Source organism: Nocardioides sp. Z24_21 (assembly GCF_058134345.1).
The window spans coordinates 846,253-865,116 of record NZ_JBYTTH010000001.1 but is presented as its reverse complement, the minus strand read 5'-3'; the positions used below and the strand labels follow the sequence as shown (position 1 = coordinate 865,116).

The 18,864-nt window shown below is 73.1% G+C and carries 14 protein-coding genes; 13 read left to right on the top strand and 1 reads right to left on the bottom strand.

Translation table 11 applies throughout. The features are described from left to right. Nucleotides 1-10: 10 nt before the first annotated feature. A complete protein-coding gene (pepN, locus tag AC3X7Z_RS04210; RefSeq protein WP_489975104.1) occupies nt 11-2,431 on the bottom strand; it encodes an aminopeptidase N in 2,421 nt (806 codons plus the stop codon). 235 nt (nt 2,432-2,666) lie between these two features. On the opposite strand from pepN, the gene AC3X7Z_RS04205 reads away from it, so the two are divergent. The 13 genes from AC3X7Z_RS04205 (at nt 2,667) to AC3X7Z_RS04145 (ending at nt 18,859) form a co-directional block, all read left to right on the top strand. Further along, nucleotides 2,667-3,338, top strand: coding sequence for a 50S ribosomal protein L25/general stress protein Ctc (locus tag AC3X7Z_RS04205; RefSeq protein ID WP_186339062.1), 672 nt, complete (start codon nt 2,667-2,669; stop codon nt 3,336-3,338). Nucleotides 3,339-3,467: 129 nt separating this feature from the next. Next, nucleotides 3,468-4,061 (top strand): aminoacyl-tRNA hydrolase, encoded by a 594-nt coding sequence (pth, locus tag AC3X7Z_RS04200; protein WP_489975103.1) that lies wholly within the window; start codon nt 3,468-3,470, stop codon nt 4,059-4,061. Between the two features lie 76 nt (nt 4,062-4,137). Further along, nucleotides 4,138-4,848, top strand: coding sequence for a hypothetical protein (locus AC3X7Z_RS04195; protein ID WP_489975102.1), 711 nt, complete (start codon nt 4,138-4,140; stop codon nt 4,846-4,848). Nucleotides 4,849-4,959: 111 nt separating this feature from the next. Further along, the gene (locus AC3X7Z_RS04190) at nt 4,960-5,802 is read left to right on the top strand and encodes a glycosyltransferase family 2 protein (RefSeq protein ID WP_489975101.1); all 843 of its coding nucleotides are present in this window, start codon (nt 4,960-4,962) and stop codon (nt 5,800-5,802) included. Continuing rightward, nucleotides 5,799-6,440: an acyltransferase gene (locus AC3X7Z_RS04185; RefSeq protein ID WP_186339059.1), complete on the top strand. Its 642-nt coding sequence runs from the start codon at nt 5,799-5,801 to the stop codon at nt 6,438-6,440. The genes AC3X7Z_RS04190 and AC3X7Z_RS04185 overlap by 4 nt, the downstream gene beginning before the upstream one ends. After that, a complete protein-coding gene (locus AC3X7Z_RS04180; RefSeq protein WP_489975100.1) occupies nt 6,437-7,537 on the top strand; it encodes a Gfo/Idh/MocA family protein in 1,101 nt (366 codons plus the stop codon). Before AC3X7Z_RS04185 ends, AC3X7Z_RS04180 begins: the two co-directional genes overlap by 4 nt. Further along, a complete protein-coding gene (locus AC3X7Z_RS04175; RefSeq protein ID WP_186339057.1) occupies nt 7,534-8,541 on the top strand; it encodes an NAD-dependent epimerase/dehydratase family protein in 1,008 nt (335 codons plus the stop codon). The genes AC3X7Z_RS04180 and AC3X7Z_RS04175 overlap by 4 nt, the downstream gene beginning before the upstream one ends. Beyond that, complete coding sequence (locus AC3X7Z_RS04170; protein ID WP_489975099.1) at nt 8,538-9,689, top strand: DegT/DnrJ/EryC1/StrS family aminotransferase; 1,152 nt, start codon at nt 8,538-8,540, stop codon at nt 9,687-9,689. The genes AC3X7Z_RS04175 and AC3X7Z_RS04170 overlap by 4 nt, the downstream gene beginning before the upstream one ends. Beyond that, nucleotides 9,656-10,330: a NeuD/PglB/VioB family sugar acetyltransferase gene (locus AC3X7Z_RS04165; protein ID WP_489975098.1), complete on the top strand. Its 675-nt coding sequence runs from the start codon at nt 9,656-9,658 to the stop codon at nt 10,328-10,330. The genes AC3X7Z_RS04170 and AC3X7Z_RS04165 overlap by 34 nt, the downstream gene beginning before the upstream one ends. Then, the gene (locus tag AC3X7Z_RS04160) at nt 10,327-11,445 is read left to right on the top strand and encodes a DegT/DnrJ/EryC1/StrS family aminotransferase (protein ID WP_186339055.1); all 1,119 of its coding nucleotides are present in this window, start codon (nt 10,327-10,329) and stop codon (nt 11,443-11,445) included. Before AC3X7Z_RS04165 ends, AC3X7Z_RS04160 begins: the two co-directional genes overlap by 4 nt. Then, nucleotides 11,442-12,407: a glycosyltransferase gene (locus AC3X7Z_RS04155; protein WP_489975097.1), complete on the top strand. Its 966-nt coding sequence runs from the start codon at nt 11,442-11,444 to the stop codon at nt 12,405-12,407. Before AC3X7Z_RS04160 ends, AC3X7Z_RS04155 begins: the two co-directional genes overlap by 4 nt. Nucleotides 12,408-12,515: 108 nt before the next feature. Then, the gene (locus tag AC3X7Z_RS04150) at nt 12,516-17,267 is read left to right on the top strand and encodes a DUF4082 domain-containing protein (RefSeq protein WP_489975096.1); all 4,752 of its coding nucleotides are present in this window, start codon (nt 12,516-12,518) and stop codon (nt 17,265-17,267) included. A 107-nt stretch (nt 17,268-17,374) separates the two neighbouring features. Then, nucleotides 17,375-18,859 (top strand): oligosaccharide flippase family protein, encoded by a 1,485-nt coding sequence (locus AC3X7Z_RS04145; RefSeq protein WP_489975095.1) that lies wholly within the window; start codon nt 17,375-17,377, stop codon nt 18,857-18,859. The last annotated feature ends 5 nt before the right edge of the window (nt 18,860-18,864 follow it).

Genomic DNA, 18,864 nt, shown 5'->3' with positions numbered 1-18,864 from the left:
GCCGGGTCGCTCAGAGCGTCCGGTCGAGGTCGTCGAGCGCGTCGTTCCACGCCCGCGCGAGCACCGTCGGCACGTCGCCCTCGAGGGCGACGGCGACCGCGGCGCGCAGCTCGCGACGTACGTCGAGGGACAGCGGCAGGAGCGGGAACGCGTCGCCGATGACGTCGCCCATCGCCTGGCCCGAGCGCCGGGCCAGCGCCAGGCCGTCGGAGACGTAGCGAGCGAGGTAGGGACGCACGAGGTCGGCCTGCTCCCAGCCCCAGAACCCGGCGCCGACGGCGTCGAACTCGTGGCTGCCCAGCTCGCCCCCCATCAGCTGCGCCCAGGCGGCGGCCTTGGCCTCCGGCGTCGGCACGGCGGCTCGGGCGGTGAGGGCGGCGTGGTGGCCGGCGACCGACCTGTCGCGCTGCTCCTCCGGGGCGATCCACGAGTCGTCGCCCAGCTCGGCGAGGCGCTGGACCGCCGCCCACCGCACGGTGGGGTCGACGCCGTCGCGGCCCAGCCACGCGACGAGCAGGTCGCGGTCGGCGCTGAGCCGGGCCAGCACCCGCGACGCACCCGGGGCGAGCGACGGGTCGGCGCCGTCGACCGCACCGCGGGCGATGTCGGCGACCACCGCCAGGTGGCCGGCCACCTCGCCCGGCTCGGCGTAGCGGCGCACGACCGACTGGAGCGCGCGCATCACGCCCTCGAAGACGAGGGGGTGCCGCTCCGGACGCAGGTGCCGCTCGGCCAGCCCGAGCAGCTCGCCGACGCCGATGACCTGCGACTCGCACAGGTCGACCGCGGTCCACCACAGCACCGCACGGGTCAGCTGCGACTCGACCGACGACAGCCCGGCGGTGATCGCGGCCCAGGACTGCTCGTCGGGCCGGACGACCGCGAAGGTCTCGTCGCCGGAGTTGGGCACGACGACCTTCCCGGCGAACTCCTCGAGCCGCACCGGCTCGACCCCGAGGTGCACGTCGCGGGAGTCCACGAGCCGCATCGCGTCGTCGTACGCCGAGACGGTGAGGCGGTGCGGTCGCGAGCCCGCGCGGGTCAGGACCGGCACGCCCTCGTCGTCGCGGCTCACCCGCAGGGTGTCGAAGCCGGTGGTGCGCAGCCAGGCCGCCGCCCACGCCCGGACGTCCTTGTCGGTGGCCGCGTCGAGCGAGTCGAGAAAGTCGGCCAGGTCGGCGTTGTCGAAGGCGTGGGCGGTGAGGTGGCGGTTGACGCCGGCCAGGAAGTCGTCCTCGCCGAGCCAGTGGCCGAGCTGGGCGAGCGCGGCGTTGCCCTTGGCGTAGGTGATCATGTCGAAGTTGGCGAAGGCCGTGTCGACGTCGACGATCTTGTCGGTGTCCTCGGCGATCGGGTGCGTCGAGCGCCGCCGGTCGGCGCGGTAGCCGGCCGGCTTGCGGGTGATGGCGGCCGACGTCCAGGCGTCGGTGTAGCCCGCCGCCACGCCCGCGACGTCGTAGCCCATGAAGTCGGCGAACGACTCGTTGAGCCACGAGTCCTCCCACCACCGCATCGTCACCAGGTCGCCGAACCACATGTGGGCCATCTCGTGGGCGATCGTCGAGGCCAGCCACTCGCGCTCGAGCTCGGTGGGCGTGCCCTGGGTGAGCGCCTGGTCGCGGAAGACCACGCAGCCGGGGAACTCCATCGCGCCCCAGTTGAGCCCGGGGGCGAAGACCTGCTGGTAGTCGGCGTAGGGGTAGTCGGGCTCGAAGATCGTCGTGTAGTGCTGGAAGCACGCGCTGGTGATGCGACGCAGCTCGTCGGCGTCGCGGCGCAGCTCGCGCTCCTGCGAGGCCCGGGCGTGCCAGCCGAACGGCAGCGTCCCGCCCGGCGCCGGGGCGTAGGGCTCGTCCCACGTGACCGAGACCCACGGTCCGCCGACGAGGGTGAAGAGGTAGGAGGAGAACGGCGGCGTGGTGCCGAAGCGCCAGGTGTCGGCGCCCTCGCCGCTCGCGCGGTCCTCCAGCGGGCCGTTGGCCAGCACCGTCCAGTGCGACGGCGCCGTGACGCCCACCGTGAAGGTCGACTTGATGTCGGGCTGGTCGAAGCAGGGCACGACCTTCTGGGCGATGTCCATCGAGGTGTGCGCGCAGACGTAGCGCTCGCCGTCGGCCGGGTCGACGGTCACGGTCATGCCGTCGCCGTCGGTGACGTAGGGCATCCGCGCGGTGACCCGCACGGTGTTGGTCGCGGCGAGGTCGGTCAGCGCGATCCGCCCGTCGGCGTACGGCGCGGGGGACCCGTCGAGCGTCACCGCCGTGGCGCCGTTGAGCTCGAGGAACGTCGACGCCCCGGGCTGGGTGCAGCCGAACGAGATCGTCGCCTCGACGCCGAAGTCCTCGGTGGAGGTCAGGTCGAGGTGGACCTCGGTGTGGACGTCGGTCAGCAGCACGGCGCGCTCGCGCGCCTCGGGGAGCAGAAGGGGCACCGGGCCACCCTAGTGAGCCCGCCGGAGGCGACCGCGATTCGACCCGGCCGCGGGCCGGGGTCTAGAGTTCTGGGGTTGCCTCGGCGAGGGAGCCCGCACGACCCGGACTCCGTGATCGACTGGGCCGGTCCCTTGCGCCGCGCCTCCGATCCGGAGCGCGGCGTTCGTCGTCTCCGGGCCCGAGGCCCACCGACCACGCACTCGCACGACCAGCCCACGACGTACGGAGAACACCATGTCTGCCCCCGAGAAGATCGCCGCCGAGGCGCGCACCGAGTTCGGCAAGGGCGCAGCCCGCCGCATCCGCCGCGAGGACAAGATCCCCGCCGTCATCTACGGCCACGGCAACGACCCGATCCACGTCATCCTGCCCGGCCACCAGACGATGATGGCTCTCAAGCACGGTGGCGCCAACGCGCTGCTGGCCCTCGAGGTCGACGGCTCCGAGCAGCTCGCCCTGACCAAGGACGTCCAGATCGACCCGATCCGCCGCGTCATCGAGCACGTCGACTTCGTGGCCGTGCGCCGCGGCGAGAAGGTCACCGTCGACGTCCCGATCCACGTCATCGGCGACGCCGCCCCCGACACCCTGGTCGTCAACGAGAACGCCGTGCTCTCCGTCGAGGCCGAGGCCACCCACATCCCCGAGTTCTTCGAGGTCTCGGTCGAGGGCGCCGCCATCGGCACCCAGATCCTCGCCAAGGACCTCGACCTGCCGTCGGGCACCACCCTGCTCGCCGACGAGGACCTGCTCATCGTCAACGTGACCCAGCAGATCTCCGCCGAGGCCCTCGAGGCCGAGCTGGAGGAGGCCGAGGCCGACGCCGGCATCGAGCACGACGCCCCGCAGTCCGACGACGACGCTGCGTCCGGCGACGACGCCGCCGAGGGCTCCGACTCCGAGTGACCAAGGGGCGCGTCCTCGCGCCCAGACCCCGTCGAGTCGGCGCATCCTGACGCACGTCGCGTGCAGGATGCGCCGACTCGGCGCCATTTCGGCGTCAGGATGCGCCGCCTCGACTGATTGGATGGGACCGTGAGCGACGCCCCGACCTCGGACGTCTGGCTGGTCGTCGGGCTCGGCAACCCCGGCCCGGCCTATGCCGGGCACCGCCACAACATCGGCTACCTCGTCACCGACGAGCTCGCCTCCCGGATGGGCGCGAGGTTCCGCGCGCACAAGACGGGCCGCGCCGACGTCGTCGAGGGCCGCCTCGGGCTCGGCGGCCCGCGGGTCGTGCTCGCCCGCGGCCGCGGCTACATGAACGAGTCCGGCGGCCCGGTCAAGGCGCTCGCGACCTTCTACAAGGTCGCCCCCGACCACATCATCGCGATCCACGACGAGCTCGACATCGCCTTCGGCACCCTGCGGGTCAAGCTCGGTGGCGGCGACAACGGCCACAACGGGCTGAAGTCGATGCGCTCCTCGCTGGGCACCGGCGACTTCTACCGGGTGCGGGCCGGGATCGGCCGCCCGCCCGGGCGCCAGGACGTCGCCGACTTCGTGCTGTCCAACTACTCGACCGTCGAGCGCAAGGAGCTGCCGTTCCAGGTCTCCGACGCCGCCGACGCGGTCGAGTCGCTGATCACCGACGGCCTCGAGAAGACCCAGCAGCGCTTCAACTCCTGACCGCACCGTCCCCCGTTTGGGGCATGAGGTCGCGCCCGCGAGCGCCTAGCGTCGACGGGACGGACGGGGGAGTGCGATGGCGCCAGGGCCGACCGGCCGGCCGGCGGGCCGGCGTACGCGGCTGCGCCGCCCGGCGGCGGTGGTCGCGCTGCTCGTGGTGCTCGCCGTCGCGGCCGCGGCGTGCGTCAACCTCAGCCTCACCAGCCGGATGGGCCGCATCGACGGCGCGTTCGACGGGCTGTCCGGGCGCCCGGCGCCGGCGGCCGGCGACACGATCCTCCTGGTCGGCACCCGCCCGGGCGGCACGCAGGACGTGACGTGGCTGCCCGGCGAGCAGTCCGTCGAGTCGATGATGCTCGTGGAGGTGCCCGCCGACGGCCGTAGCGCGCTCGTCGAGTCGGTGTCCGTCCGCGCGGACGCGCCGGTCGTGGACGGGCCGAGCGCCGTGGTCGCGGCGGTGGAGTCGTCGACCGGGCGGCGGGTCGACCACCTGGTGGCGATCGACTGGCAGACCTTCGCCGAGCTGGCGGCCGACAACGACGTCGACGCGACCTACCGCTACGGGTCGGCCCCGGGCGTGCAGCACGACTACCTGCGACTGGTCCTGGAGGGGACCCTGCACGCCGAGCTGCGCAAGCAGCCCCACCTGCTCTACCGCGCCCTGCGCACGACGGCGACCGGCGTGGCGGTCGACGACACCTGGTCGGTGCTCGAGCTCGACCTCCTGGTGCTCCAGCTGCGCGACCTGCGCTCGGCCGACATCCGCTTCGCGGACGCGACGGGGTAGGGCTCCCCAAAATGGGCGAAAGCCCCCGTGGGCGCTCCTCCGGGGCGAGCGCCTTGCCCAAGATCTGAGGGTGCCGCCGATCGGTCGGCACGCGACGTGGGGGAGTGGGGAATGGCCCTGGCCAGTGTCGTCATCCCGGCGCACAACGAGGCAGCGACGATCGGCCGCAACCTGGCCGCGTTGCGCGGCGGGACATGCGGCGGCGACCTCGACGTGGTCGTGGTCTGCAACGGCTGCACCGACCGCACGGCCGAGGTGGCCCGGGCGGCCGACCCGCAGGCCCGCGTGATCGAGATCGCGCAGCCGTCCAAGGCCGAGGCCGTCCGGGTCGGCAACGCCGCCACCGACGTCTTCCCGCGCATCCACCTCGACGCCGACATCGAGCTCGGCGGCGTCGCGGCGCTCCGGCTCCTGGAGCCGATCGCTCGCGACGAGGTGCTGGCCACTGCGCCGCGCCGCGCCGTGCCGCGCACGGGCTGCTCGCCCTGGGTGCGGTGGTACTACGACGTGTGGGAGGCGCTGCCGCAGGTGCGGACCGGCCTGTTCGGTCGTGGGGTCGTGGTGCTCTCCGAGGAGGCCCAGGCGCGCGTGGGCGCGCTGCCGCGGATGATGGGCGACGACCTCGCCATGTCCGACTCGTTCGGCGACCACGAGCGCCGCGTCGTGCCGGGTGCCGTCGCCGTCGTCCACCCGCCTCGCACCGTGCGCGACCTGGTCCGCCGTCGGGTGCGGGTCGCGACGGGCAACGCCCAGGCCGAGCAGCTCGGCGTACGCCGTCCCGCCTCGCGCACGAGCCCGCGCACCCTGCTCGGCCTGGCCGCCGAGCGGCCGGGGCTCGCCCTCCGGCTCCCGGTGTTCGTGGCCGTCCACGTCGCCGCCCGGCTCGGTGCCCGACGGGCGCTGAGGGACGGGGACTTCACCACCTGGCAACGAGACGAGAGCTCCCGCACATGACCTCACTGTCCAGCGCGCGTGCCCGCTCCCGCGCCCACTCCCGCGACCGCGCCCACGTCGCGCCCACCGCGACCGTCGAGGACGGCGCCCGCGTCGGTCGCGGCGCCCAGGTGTGGGACCAGACCGTCGTCCGAGAGGGGGCGCAGGTCGGCGACGGAACGATCCTGGGCCGCGGCGTCTACGTCGGCCCGGGCGCCCGGATCGGCGAGCGGTGCAAGGTGCAGAACCAGGCCCTGGTCTACGAGCCGGCCGTGCTCGGGGACGGGGTGTTCATCGGCCCCGCGGTGGTGCTCACCAACGACACCTACCCGCGCGCGGTGACGACCGACGGCCGGCGCAAGGGCGCCGAGGACTGGGAGCCCGTCGGGGTCACCATCGGCGAGGGCGCGTCCGTCGGGGCGCGCGCCGTGTGCGTGGCCCCGGTGCGGATCGGCCGGTGGGCCAGCGTCGGCGCCGGCGCGGTCGTGACGCGCGACGTCCCCGACCACGGGCTCGTGGTGGGCATGCCCGCACGACGCATCGGATGGGTGGGCCGCAGCGGCGTCCCGCTGGTCTTCGACAACCGCGACCGGTGGATCTGCCCGGTCACCGGAGAGGTCTACGTGGAGGCCGACGGCCGACTGGAGGAAGCACGATGAGCATCCGCACACCCGGCCCCCTGGGCATCGCCGTCATCGGCGCCGGCTACTGGGGCCCCAACCTGGTCCGCAACTTCGGGGCGTCCCCCGACTGGAGCCTCGAGGCGGTCTGCGACCTCGACCTCGAGCGGGCGCGCCGGGTCGCCGGCCCGCACGTCGAGGTCACCGACAGCCTGGAGCGGGTGCTCGACGACCCGCGCATCCACGCCGTCGCGATCGCCACCCCGGCCCGTACGCACCACGGGCTCGCGCTGCAGGCGCTCAGCGCGGGCAAGCACGTGCTCGTGGAGAAGCCGCTCGCGGACAGCGTCTCGCGCGGCCGCACCATGGTCGACCTGGCGGATGCCCAGGGCCTGACCCTGATGACCGACCACACCTACTGCTACACGCCGGCCGTGCAGCGGATGCGCGACCTCGTCGGCAGTGGCGAGCTCGGCCAGGTGCACTTCGTCGACTCGGTGCGGATCAACCTGGGGCTGGTGCAGCCCGACATCGACGTGCTGTGGGACCTGGCCCCGCACGACCTCGCCATCCTCGACTTCGTGCTGCCCGGAGGGCTGCCCACGACGGGCATCGGCGCGACCGGAGCCGACCCCATCGGCGCCGGCCGCGCCTGTGTCGGCCACCTGACGCTGCCGCTGCCCGACGACGGGCTCGCGCACGTGCACGTCAACTGGCTCAGCCCCACCAAGATCCGCCAGATGGTGATCGGCGGGTCGCGGCGCACGCTGGTCTGGGACGACCTCAACCCCCAGCAGCGGCTCAGCATCTACGACCGCGGCGTCGACCTCGCCCGCACCTCGGTGGCCGGCGCCGACCGCGCCGCCTCGACCGTGTCCTACCGGCTGGGCGACACCTGGTCGCCGGCGCTGCCCGAGCGCGAGGCTCTCGGGGCGATGGTGACCGAGTTCGCCACCGCGATCCACGAGGGCCGCCCGGCGGTGACCGACGGCCGCGCCGGGCTGCGGGTCCTCGAGGTGCTCGAGCAGGCCTCGCACCGGCTGGCCGAGCGGTCCGGGACGGCGTACGACGCCGGGTCGGCGGTCCCTCCGGGCCCACCGGCGCCCCGCCTGAGCGTGCTGGAGGCGGCGCGATGACCGCCCTCGCAGGAGCGACCGCGCTGGTGACCGGCGGCGCCGGCACCATCGGCTCGACGCTCGTCGACCAGCTCTTCGATGCCGGCGTCGCCCAGGTGCGGGTGCTCGACAACTTCGTCCGCGGCCGGGAGGCCAACCTCCAGGCCGCCCTCGGGCGCGGCGACGCCGACCTGGTGCTGGTGCGCGGCGACATCCGCGACCGCGACCTCGTGCACGACCTGACCCGCGGCTGCGACCTGGTCTTCCACCAGGCCGCCATCCGGATCACGCAGTGCGCCGAGGAGCCGCGGCTGGCGCTGGAGGTGCTGGTCGACGGCACCTTCAACGTCGTCGAGGCCGCGGCGTCCGTGCCGGGCGTCGACAAGCTCGTCGCGGCGTCGTCGGCGTCGGTCTACGGCCTCGCGGAGCGCTTCCCGACGCCGGAGGACCAGCACCCCTACGACAACGACACGTTCTACGGTGCCGCCAAGACCTTCAACGAGGGCATGCTGCGCAGCTTCCGGGCGATGCACGGGCTCGACTACGTCGGGCTGCGCTACTTCAACGTCTACGGACCGCGCATGGACGTCCACGGCCTCTACACCGAGGTGCTGGTGCGGTGGATGGAGCGCATCGACGACGGCCTCCCGCCGCTCATCTTCGGCGACGGCCGCCAGACGATGGACTTCGTCTTCACCACCGACATCGCCCGGGCCAACGTGCTGGCGGCGTCCTCCGACGTCGTCGAGGGCGTCTACAACGTCGCCCGCGGCGAGGAGACCAGCCTGCTGGGGCTCGCGCAGACGCTGCTGCGCGTGATGGGCTCCGAGCTGCCCGTCGAGCACGGCCCGGAGCGGGGCGTCAACGGAGTCGTCCGCCGCCTCGCCGACACCTCCGCCGCCCGGCGCGACCTCGGCTTCACGGCCACCACCGGGCTCGAGGACGGACTGCGGCAGCTGGTCGAGTGGTGGCGTCCCCAGCGCGAGCAGATCGCCGCCGGACGCTCCGTGGCGGTGGCCCGATGAGCCTCGAGCAGGAGCTCACGCGCATCAACGTGATGCAGCCGTGGCTCGGCGAGGAGGAGGTGGCCGCCGTCTCGGAGGTGCTGCGCTCCGGCTGGGTGGCCCAGGGCCCGCGCGTCGCGGCCTTCGAGACGGCGTTCGCCGATGCGCAGGGCGTCGCGCACGCCGTGGCGCTGAGCAACTGCACGACCGCCCTGCACCTGGCGCTCGTCGTCGCCGGGGTCGGTCCCGGCGACGAGGTCGTGGTGCCGTCGTTCTCCTTCGTCGCCACCGCCAACGCGCCGACCTACGTCGGCGCCACCCCGGTCTTCGCCGACGTCGACCCCGACACGGGCAACCTGACGCCCGCCACGATCGCCACGGCGGTCACCCCGCGCACGCGCGCGGTGATCGCCGTGGACCAGGGCGGCGTGCCGCTCGACCTCCTGGCCATCCGCGCCTGGTGCGACCCGCTCGGGATCACGGTCGTCGAGGACGCCGCCTGCGCGGCCGGGTCCACGGCCCACGGTCGACCGGTGGGCGCCGGCGCCGAGCTCGCGACCTGGTCGTTCCACCCGCGCAAGCTCCTCACGACGGGGGAGGGCGGGATGCTCACCACCTCCCGGGCCGACTGGGCGGCCCGCGCCCGGCGCCTGCGCGAGCACGCCATGAGTGTCTCCGCCGCCGAGCGCCACGCCAGCGTGCTGGCGCCTCCGGAGAGCTTCGACGAGGTCGGCTTCAACTACCGGATGACCGACCTCCAGGCCGCGGTCGGGCTGGTCCAGCTGCGCCGGCTCCCCGAGATGGTGGCCCGGCGCCGCGAGCTCGCCGCGAGGTACGCCGAGGCGCTCACCGTGCTGCCCGGGATGCGGCTCGTGGGCGACCCGGCATGGGGCACCACCAACTTCCAGTCCTGCTGGCTCGAGGTCCTGCCCGACCACCCGCTGGACCGCGAGCAGATGATGGAGCACCTCGCCGCGGCCGGCATCTCGGCGCGCCGCGGCATCATGGCGGCCCACCGCCAGCCCGCGCACGGCGAGCGGGGGCACGCGCCGCTGCCGGTCACCGAGCGCCTCACCGACCGCACGCTGGTGCTGCCGTTGTTCCACCAGATGAGCGACGCCGAGCACCAGCGGGTGTGCGACGCCCTCGGGACGGCGTGGCGGCCGTGACCGGGCTGGTGCTGGTCGGCGCCAGCGGCCTGGCGCGCGAGGCGACCGCGGTCGCCGTGCTCCTGCAGCACGACGGGCCGCTCCACGTCGTGGACGACGACCCGCTCAGGTGGGGCACCCTCCACGGCCTGGTGCCGGTGCTGGGCGGGGTCGACCTGGTCACCGAGCTCGTCGACCACGAGGTGGTCCTGGCGCTCGGCAAGGGCCGCCTGCGCCGCCGCATCGCCACGCGCCTGGCCATGGTCGGTCTCGACCCGGCCCGCTACGGCACCCTGCTCCACCCGCGCCTGGTGCTGCCCGGCAGCTGCCACGTCGGCGCCGGCACGATCGCCCTCGACGGCGTGGTGCTCACCGCGGACGTCGAGGTCGGCCAGCACGTCGTCCTCATGCCGCACGTCACGCTGACCCACGGCTGCACCGTGGCCGACTACGCCACCCTGTGCGCCGGGGTGTCCCTCGGCGGCGGCGTCGAGGTGGGCGAGGCGGCCTACCTCGGCATGAACGCCTCCGTGCGCGAAGGCGTGCGCATCGGCGCCGACGCGACCGTCGGGATGGGGTCGGTGGTCCTCGAGGACGTCCCCGCAGGACAGACCTGGGTGGGAGTGCCCGCCCGACCGATCCGGACAGGAGTCCGCACATGAGCAACGTCCCCTTCGTCGACCTCGCCGCCCAGCACGCGGAGATCGCCGCCGAGGTGGAGGCTGGCCTCGCGGCCGTCTTCGCCGCGACCGCCTTCGTCGACGGCCCGCCCGTCGCCGACTTCGAGCACCAGTACGCCGAGTTCGTCGGCGTCGACCACTGCGTCGGGGTCGCCAACGGCACCGACGCCCTCGAGCTCGCGCTCCGTGCCGCCGGTGTGCGTCCGGGCGGCGAGGTGGTCATCCCCGCCAACACGTTCATCGCCACCGCGGAGGCCGTCTCGCGCATCGGTGCGCTGCCCGTCCTGGTGGACTGCGACGACGAGCGGCTGCTCATCGACCCCGACCTGGTCGCGGACGCGATCACCGACCGGACGCAGGCCGTGGTGGCCGTCCACCTCTTCGGCCAGCTCGCGCCGATCCAGCGGCTGGCGGAGGTCTGCGACGCAGCCGGCGTGCCCCTCGTCGAGGACGCCGCCCAGTCCCAGGGCGCGCGGGTCGACGGGCGCGGCTCGGGCGGGCTCGGCACGGTCGCCGCCACCAGCTTCTATCCCGGCAAGAACCTCGGGGCTGCGGGCGACGCCGGCGCGGTGACCACCGACGACGCGACGATCGCGGCGGAGGTGCGCCGCCTGCGCAACCATGGCTCCTCGACCCGCTACGTCCACGACGTGATCGGCATGAACTCCCGGCTCGACACGGTGCAGGCGGTCTACCTGCGCGCCAAGCTCGACCGGCTGGAGAAGTGGAACGAGCTCCGGGTGCGGGCGGCCGCCCGCTACGACGCGCTCCTCGCCGACGTGCCCGGCGTACGCCGCCCGCTGCTCGGAGCGGAGGGCCAGCACGTCTGGCACCTCTACGTCGTGCGGGTCGCCGAGCGCGACCGGGTGCTGGCCGAGCTCGGCCGGGCGGGCGTCGGCGCGGGCGTCCACTACCCCTACCCCGTGCACCTGACCGGCGCCTACGCCCACCTGGGTCTCGGCCCGGGGACCGCGCGGGTGGCGGAGCGGGCGGCGGGGGAGATCCTGTCGCTGCCGATGCACCCGCACCTCAGCGAGGACCAGCAGGAGCGGGTCGTCGCGGTGCTGGCCGACGCCGTCGCCGGGATCCGCGGATGACCACCCTGCTCGTCGCCAACGACGGTGGGCACGTGATGCAGCTGCACACCCTGCGACCGCGCCTCGGCGTGGGCGACGACGTGGTGTGGGTGACGCCCCGCACGGCCCAGACCGAGTCGCTGCTCGCGGGGGAGCGGGTCCACTGGGCGCTGCCGTGCCCGCCGCGCGACACCCGCGCGCTGGCGCGCAACGCCGTCGCGTGCCGACGGCTCTTCAGCGACCACGACGTGTCGCTGGTCGTGAGCACCGGCGCCGCGCTGGCCCTCGCCCTGCTGCCGCAGGCGCGGCTGCGCGGGATCGAGACGGTCTACATCGAGAGCGCCACCCGGCTGGACGCGCCGTCGTTGTCGGGTCGCGTGCTCGCGCTGGTGCCCGGCATCAGGACCTTCAGCCAGTCGACCTCCCTCACCCGCGGCCACTGGCAGTACCTCGCCTCGCCGTGGGAGCTCTACGAGACCATGCCCACCGAGGAGCGGGCGGTGCGCTCGATGGTGGTCAGCCTCGGCACGCAGGAGGGCTACGGCTTCCGGCGGCTGCTCGACCGGCTCGTGGCCCTGGTGCCGCCCGGCGCCGAGGTGCTGTGGCAGACCGGGGGCACCGACGTCACCGGTCTCGGGATCGACGGGCGCGAACGCGTGCCGTCGGCCGAGATGGCCGCCGCCATCCGCGCCGCCGACGTCGTGGTCGCGCACGCCGGCACCGGGATCGCGCTGATGGCGCTGGAGAACGGCCGGTGCCCGGTGCTGGTGCCCCGCCGCGCGATGCACGGCGAGCACGTCGACGACCACCAGCTGACCATCGCGCTCGAGCTGGCCCTGCGCGACCTGTGCATCTCGCGCGATGCCGACAGCCTCAAGGCGCGCGACCTGGTGGCGGCTGCCAGCCGCACGGTGACCAAGGTGCCCGACCCGCCGCCGCTGCGCATCCGCGCGACGCGGGAGGCGGTCGCCGCCGGCCTCTGACGCGTCTGTGAAATTGGGGATATCGACCGCTCCGCTGCCCGCTCGGGGTGCCGCGTGGACAGGATCTGACCGTGGGGCGCCGCGTCGCGGGCCGTGAAGGGTGGAGAGATGGCCAGCACTGCTGGGAATCGCACGTGGGGTCTCGGGCGAGCGTGGACGTGGAAGGTGGCAGTGCTCGCGCTGGTCGCGGCACTGAATGCGATGGTGGGACCGGCCCTGTCGGCGGCCAGTGCCGCGGACCCCTGCGGCCCGTCGGGCAACAAGATCGCCTGTGAGAACGCCAAGACGGGCACCGACGCCGAGGTCTGGGACATCGACGGGGCCGGCTCGGACTCCATCCAGGGCTTCTCGACCGACATCTCGGTCAACGTCGGCCAGAGGATCGACTTCAAGATCAAGACGCCGGCGACGTCCTACTCCATCGGGATCTACCGGATCGGCTACTACCAGGGCTACGGCGCTCGCTACATCACCTCGGTCAGCCCCAGCGCGTCCCTTCCCCAGGACCAGCCCAACTGCATCAAGGACGGCACCACCGAGCTGTACGACTGCGGCAACTGGGCGGTGTCGGCGTCGTGGAACGTGCCGTCGACGGCCGTGTCCGGCGTCTACGTCGCCCTGCTCAAGCGCTCCAACGGCGACCGCAGCCACATCACGTTCATCGTGCGAGACGACGCCAGCACCTCCGACGTCGTGTTCCAGACCTCCGACCCGACGTGGCAGGCCTACAACACCTACGGCGGCTCGGACTTCTACCAGGGCGGCGCCAACGGTCGCGCGTACCAGCTCTCCTACAACCGCCCCATGATGACGCGCGGCGACAACGGCGGGCGCGACTTCTTCTTCTCCAACGAGTACCCGATGGTGCGCTTCCTGGAGCAGAACGGCTACGACGTCAGCTACATCGCCGGTGTCGACACCGACCGCAGGGGCCACCTGCTCACCAACCACGAGGTCTTCCTGTCCGTGGGTCACGACGAGTACTGGAGCGGCGCCCAGCGCGCCAACGTGGAAGCGGCGCGTGCGGCCGGTGTCCACCTGCAGTTCCTCAGCGGCAACGAGGTCTACTGGCGCACCCGCTACGCGCCGTCCGCCGACGTCAGCCACACGCCCTACCGCACCCTCGTCTCCTACAAGGAGACCTGGGCCAACGCCAAGATCGATCCGTCCCCCCAGTCCACCGGCACCTGGCGCGACCCCCGGCTCGCGCCGAGCAGCCAGGGCGGTGGACGGCCGGAGAACGCGCTCACCGGCACGGCGTACCTCTCGAACTTCAGCGAGCTCCCGATCACGGTGAGCTCGGAGGAGGGCAAGCTGCGCATGTGGCGCAACACGTCCCTGGCGACACTGCCGGCCGGTACCAGGGCCGCACTGTCCGACGCGACCATCGGCTACGAGTCCAACGAGGACCTCGACAACGGGCACCGGCCCGCGGGACTGATCCGGATGTCGACCACGGTCGGCGACGTGCCCCAGATCCTCCAGGACTTCGGCAACACCACGGCGCCCGGGAAGACCGAGCACCACATCACGCTCTACAAGGCGCCCAGCGGCGCGCTCGTGTTCAGCGCCGGCACGATCCAGTGGTCGTGGGGGCTCGACGACACCCACGACCGGGTCGGGGGACCGCAGGACGCCCGGATGAGGCAGTTCCAGGTCAACCTGTTCGCCGACATGGGCGTCCAGCCCTCGACCCTGGCCCCCGGGCTGGTGCCCGCCACCAGGAGCACCGACACCACGGCACCCACGGTGGCGATCACCGCGCCGGCCACCACCGTCCAGCAGCACAACGGCGCGTCGGTGACCATCACCGGCACCGCCGGCGACGTCGGGGGCCGGGTCGCAGGCGTGGAGGTGTCCCTCGACGCCGGGGAGACCTGGCACGCCGCCACGGGCACGACGTCCTGGTCCTACACGACCCTGCAACGCGGGGTCGGCGCGGTCAGTGTGCGGGCGCGGGCGATGGACGACAGCGCCAACATCGGCGCCGCCGTCACCCGCTCCTACACCGCCAAGTGCCCGTGCAGCGTCTTCGGTCAGTCCATGCCCGACACGCCCGCGGTCGACGACGCCTCGTCGGCCGAGGTCGGCCTGCGCTTCGTCGCCGGGGGCGACGGCTTCATCACGGGCGTGCGCTTCTACAAGGGTGCCGGCAACACCGGGACACACGTCGGGTCCCTGTGGGGCGCCACGGGTGAGCGGCTCGCCTCGGTCACCTTCACCGGTGAGACGGCGTCAGGCTGGCAGCAGGCGAGCTTCTCCGCGCCGGTGGCAGTCGCGGCCGGCCAGACCTACGTCGTCTCCTACACGGTGCCCAACGGGCACTACGCGGTCCAGGCCGACGCCTTCGCGGCCGCGCCGCTCGACACCGGGGCCCTGCTCGTCGAGGGCGGCTTCGGTGCGGCGTCGGCGGGCGTATTCGGCCCCGCCGGCTCCTTCCCCAACCAGTCCTACCGAGGCAGCAACTACTACGTGGACGTGCTCTTCAACACCGAGGACGCGTCGCCCCTGATGGCGACCAACCAGCTCCCGGTGGCCGGCGCGTCGAGCGTGCCCACCACGTCGACGGTGACGGCACGCTTCACGAAGCCGTTGACCGCGGGCAGCGCCGGCCTGGTGCTGAAGGACTCCAACAACGCCACCGTCGCGGGTGCCACGACCTACGACGCCTCGACCCGCACGGTGACCTTCACGCCGAGCCAGCCGCTGGCCGGCTTCGTGAGCTACACCGCCACCGTCTCCGGCACCGACACCCAGGGCAGCCTGGTGACGGCCGGCAGGACCTGGTCGTTCCGCACCGCCAGGCCCGCGGCCGCGGTGGGGGTCTGCCCGTGCACGCTCTTCGACGAGACCGAGGTGCCGACGGTGCTCCAGGCCACCGACGGGTCGCCGCTCACGGTGGGCACGCGTTTCACCACCACGCAGAACGGCGTGATCACCGGCGTCCGCTTCTACAAGTCGCAGGCCAACACCGGCAGTCACGTCGGCACGCTGTGGAGCTCAGCCGGGGCGGTGCTCGCGTCGGGCACCTTCGCCGGTGAGTCGACGGTCGGCTGGCAGGAGCTGACGTTCACGCAGCCCGTGCCGGTCGCGAAGTCGACCGAGTACGTCGTGTCCTACCACTCGCCGACCGGCCTGTTCTCCCACACGACCAACGGCTTCCTCGCCGAGAACCACTCCCGCGGACCGCTTGCGGTCACCGGCACGTCGGGTTCCTACGCCTACGGCACCGGCTTCCCGGGGTCGAGCTCGTCGAACAACTACTACGTGGATCCCGTCTTCGCCTATCCCGAGCCGTCGATCTCGGTCACGTCGCAGGACCCGGCCGACGGAGCGACGGGGGTCAGCCGCGGGAGCGTCGTCTCGGTCCGGACGTCCGCGCCGGTCGCCAACGGCTACACCTTCGTGCTGAGCCAGTCGGGCAGCACGATCGCCGGCACGACCACGTCCAACGCCGACCGCACCAAGCTGACGTTCACACCGACCCAGCCGCTGCCGAAGGATGTGCTCGTCACGGCGTCCCTCACCGGCGTGGTGTCCGACGAGGGCGCGACGCTCCCGGCTCAGCAGTGGACCTTCCGCACGTCCGGTGACGACGACGTGGCCCGCCCCCAGAGCCTCTTCGGTGACCTCGTGCCCCAGGTGCAGGCCGCGGACGACAGCTCGTCGGTCGAGGTCGGCACCCGGTTCGTCCCGGCCGCGGACGGCAAGGTGACCGCCATCCGGTTCTTCAAGGGAGCAGGCAACGGCGGCACGCACACCGGCTCGATCTGGAGCGCCACCGGCACGCGGCTCGCGACGGTGACGTTCACCAACGAGACGGCGACCGGGTGGCAGACGGCCACGCTGGCGACGCCCCTCAACGTGACCGAGGGCCAGGAGTACGTCGTCTCCTACCTCGCGCCGCAGGGTCGCTACTCCATGTCGCCGCAGTTCTTCGCCACCGCGTGGGTCGAGGGTGACGTCACTGCGCCGGCGGCCAACAACGGTCGCTACGTCTACGGCGGCGGCTACCCGGCCTACAGCTACAACGCCACCAACTACTTCGTGGACGTGGTCTACCGGCGGGGCGTCCCGACGATCACCACGACCGGCCGATCGCCGTCCTCCGGGGCGACCGAGGTCGCCACCTCGGTGTCGCCGAGCATGACGTTCTCGGCCCAGGTGTCGCCTGGCTGGTCCTTCACGGTCAAGGACGGCGCGACGACCGTGCCGGGCACCGCCACGCTGTCGGGCGACGGCAGGTCGCTGACGTTCGTGCCCAGCGGGGGACTACCGCCGGGCAGGACCTTGACCGCGACGGTCTCCGGGGTGGTCTCGACCCGTGGTGCGGTCCTGGCCGACCAGACGTGGTCGTTCACGACGAAGGCGTCGGCCACCGCGGTGGCCAGCCTGATCGGCCCCGCGACGCCCGCCACCCTGTCGTCGGGCGAGTCGAGCGACATCGAGCTGGGCATGGCGTTCACGACCAGCAAGGCCGGGACGGCCACGGCGATCAGGTTCTACAAGGGACCCGGCAACACCGGGACCCACACCGGGTCGATCTGGAACGCCGCGGGCACTCGCCTCGCGACGGTGACGTTCACCAACGAGACCGCCAGCGGCTGGCAGACCGCCGCCCTGGCGACGCCGCTGGCGCTGACGCCGGGAGAGACCTACGTCGTCTCCTACTACGCACCCAACGGCAACTTCTCCTACACCGGAGCCTTCTTCGCCAGTGCCGTCACCTCCGGGCCGCTGACCGCGGCGACGACCCAGAACGGGCGCTACGTGTACGGATGGGGAGGTGGGTTCCCGGTGTCGTCGTGGAACGCCACCAACTACTTCGTCGACCTGGAGTTCGAGTACGCGGTGCCGTAGGGCGAGACCGCGCGGACGGCCCGGGTGCGGGCCGGGCATGCAGGGGACCAGGGGGACCGGCGGCTTTGGCCGACGCAGGGGGAAGACGTGACGTGAGTGGGGACACTGTGAGCAGGACTCGGGGACGGCAGGTCCTCGACGGGCGCGCTCCGGAGGCGGGGCGCGGCCTCGAGGCGCGCGTGCGGTCGGGCGCGGCCTGGGGAGTCGTCAACAACCTGACGATCCGCTTCGCCAACATCGCAGTGATGGTGGTGGTGGTCCGCCTCGTCTCACCTGAGCAGTTCGGGGTGTTCGCCGCGGCGCTGACGGTGTCGGTGGTCGTGAGCGGCTTCGCCGACTGGGGAGTCGCGGCCTACCTGGTGCGCGGCGACGTCGACCCCGACGAGGTGGGTCCGACCGTCACCGCGATCGCCATCCTCAGCGGTGTCGTCCTGGCGGTCCTGGTCAGCCTCTCCGCGCCGCGGCTGGCGGACATGTTCGGGGCGCCCGCCGCGGTCGAGGAGATCCGGGTGATGTCCCTCGTCCTCGTCGTCGGCGGCGTGATCGCCGTGCCCACGGCCCTGCTCGCGCGCGAGTTCCAGCAGGGCCGGCTCTTCGCCGCGACCGTCGCGGGCTTCGTCCCCTCGAGCATCCTGCTCGTCGTCCTCGCCACGCAGGGTGCCGGCGCGATGGCGTTCGCCTGGTCGCGGGTCGCGGCCATCGTCTTCCAGGGGGCCTTCATCCTGGTCGCGGTGGCCCGGGTCTACCGACCGCGGATCACCTCGCGCCACCTGCGCCACGTCTTCGCCTTCGGGCTCCCGCTCGCGGGTGCCAACCTGGTCAACTACGCCCTCGTCAACGCCGACTACGCCTTGGTCGGACACCAGTTCGGCGCTGCCTTCCTCGGCGTCTACATGCTCGCGTTCAACGTGTCCTCCTGGGCGACCGCCGTCCTCAGCGGTGCGATCAACGGCGTCGCGATGCCCGGCTTCTCGCGGGTGTGGGGCAACCGCCAGCAGCTCTCCTCCGCGCTCGGCCGCTCCACCCGGGCGGTCTGCCTGGTCGCCTTCGTCATCGCCGCGATGACCTACGTGCTCGCCGAGCCGCTCATCCGGGTGCTCTACGGCGCGACGTGGGACGAAGCGGCGCCGGTGCTGGAGATCCTCGCGGTCTACGGCGGCTGCTTCGCCCTCGTCTCCCTGCTCTCCAACCTGCTCGTCGGTGCCGGGCGCACGTCGCGGGCGCTGGTGATCCAGGTGGCCTGGCTCGTTGCCCTGTTCCCCGCGATGGCGATCGGGGCGCGAATGGACGGGCTCCATGGCGTCGCCTGGGCCCACGTGGCCGTCGTAGTCCTCGTCGTGCTGCCCGCCTACGGGCTCGCGGTGTCGCCGCTCGTCGACGGGCTGGCCGGCATCCTGGGCCGCGCGATCGTCCTGCCGCTGGCTTGCGCAGGACTGGCGGCGGTCGCCGCCGCCCTCGCCATGCGCACGGTCGAGAGCCCTCACGGGCAGCTGCTGGTCGGTGCCGCGGCCGGCGGCGCGGTCTACACCGCGGTCGCGGGCCGTGCGCTCCTCGACCTCGCCCGGTCCGGACGCGGCGGAGGGGGCGCGTGAACGCC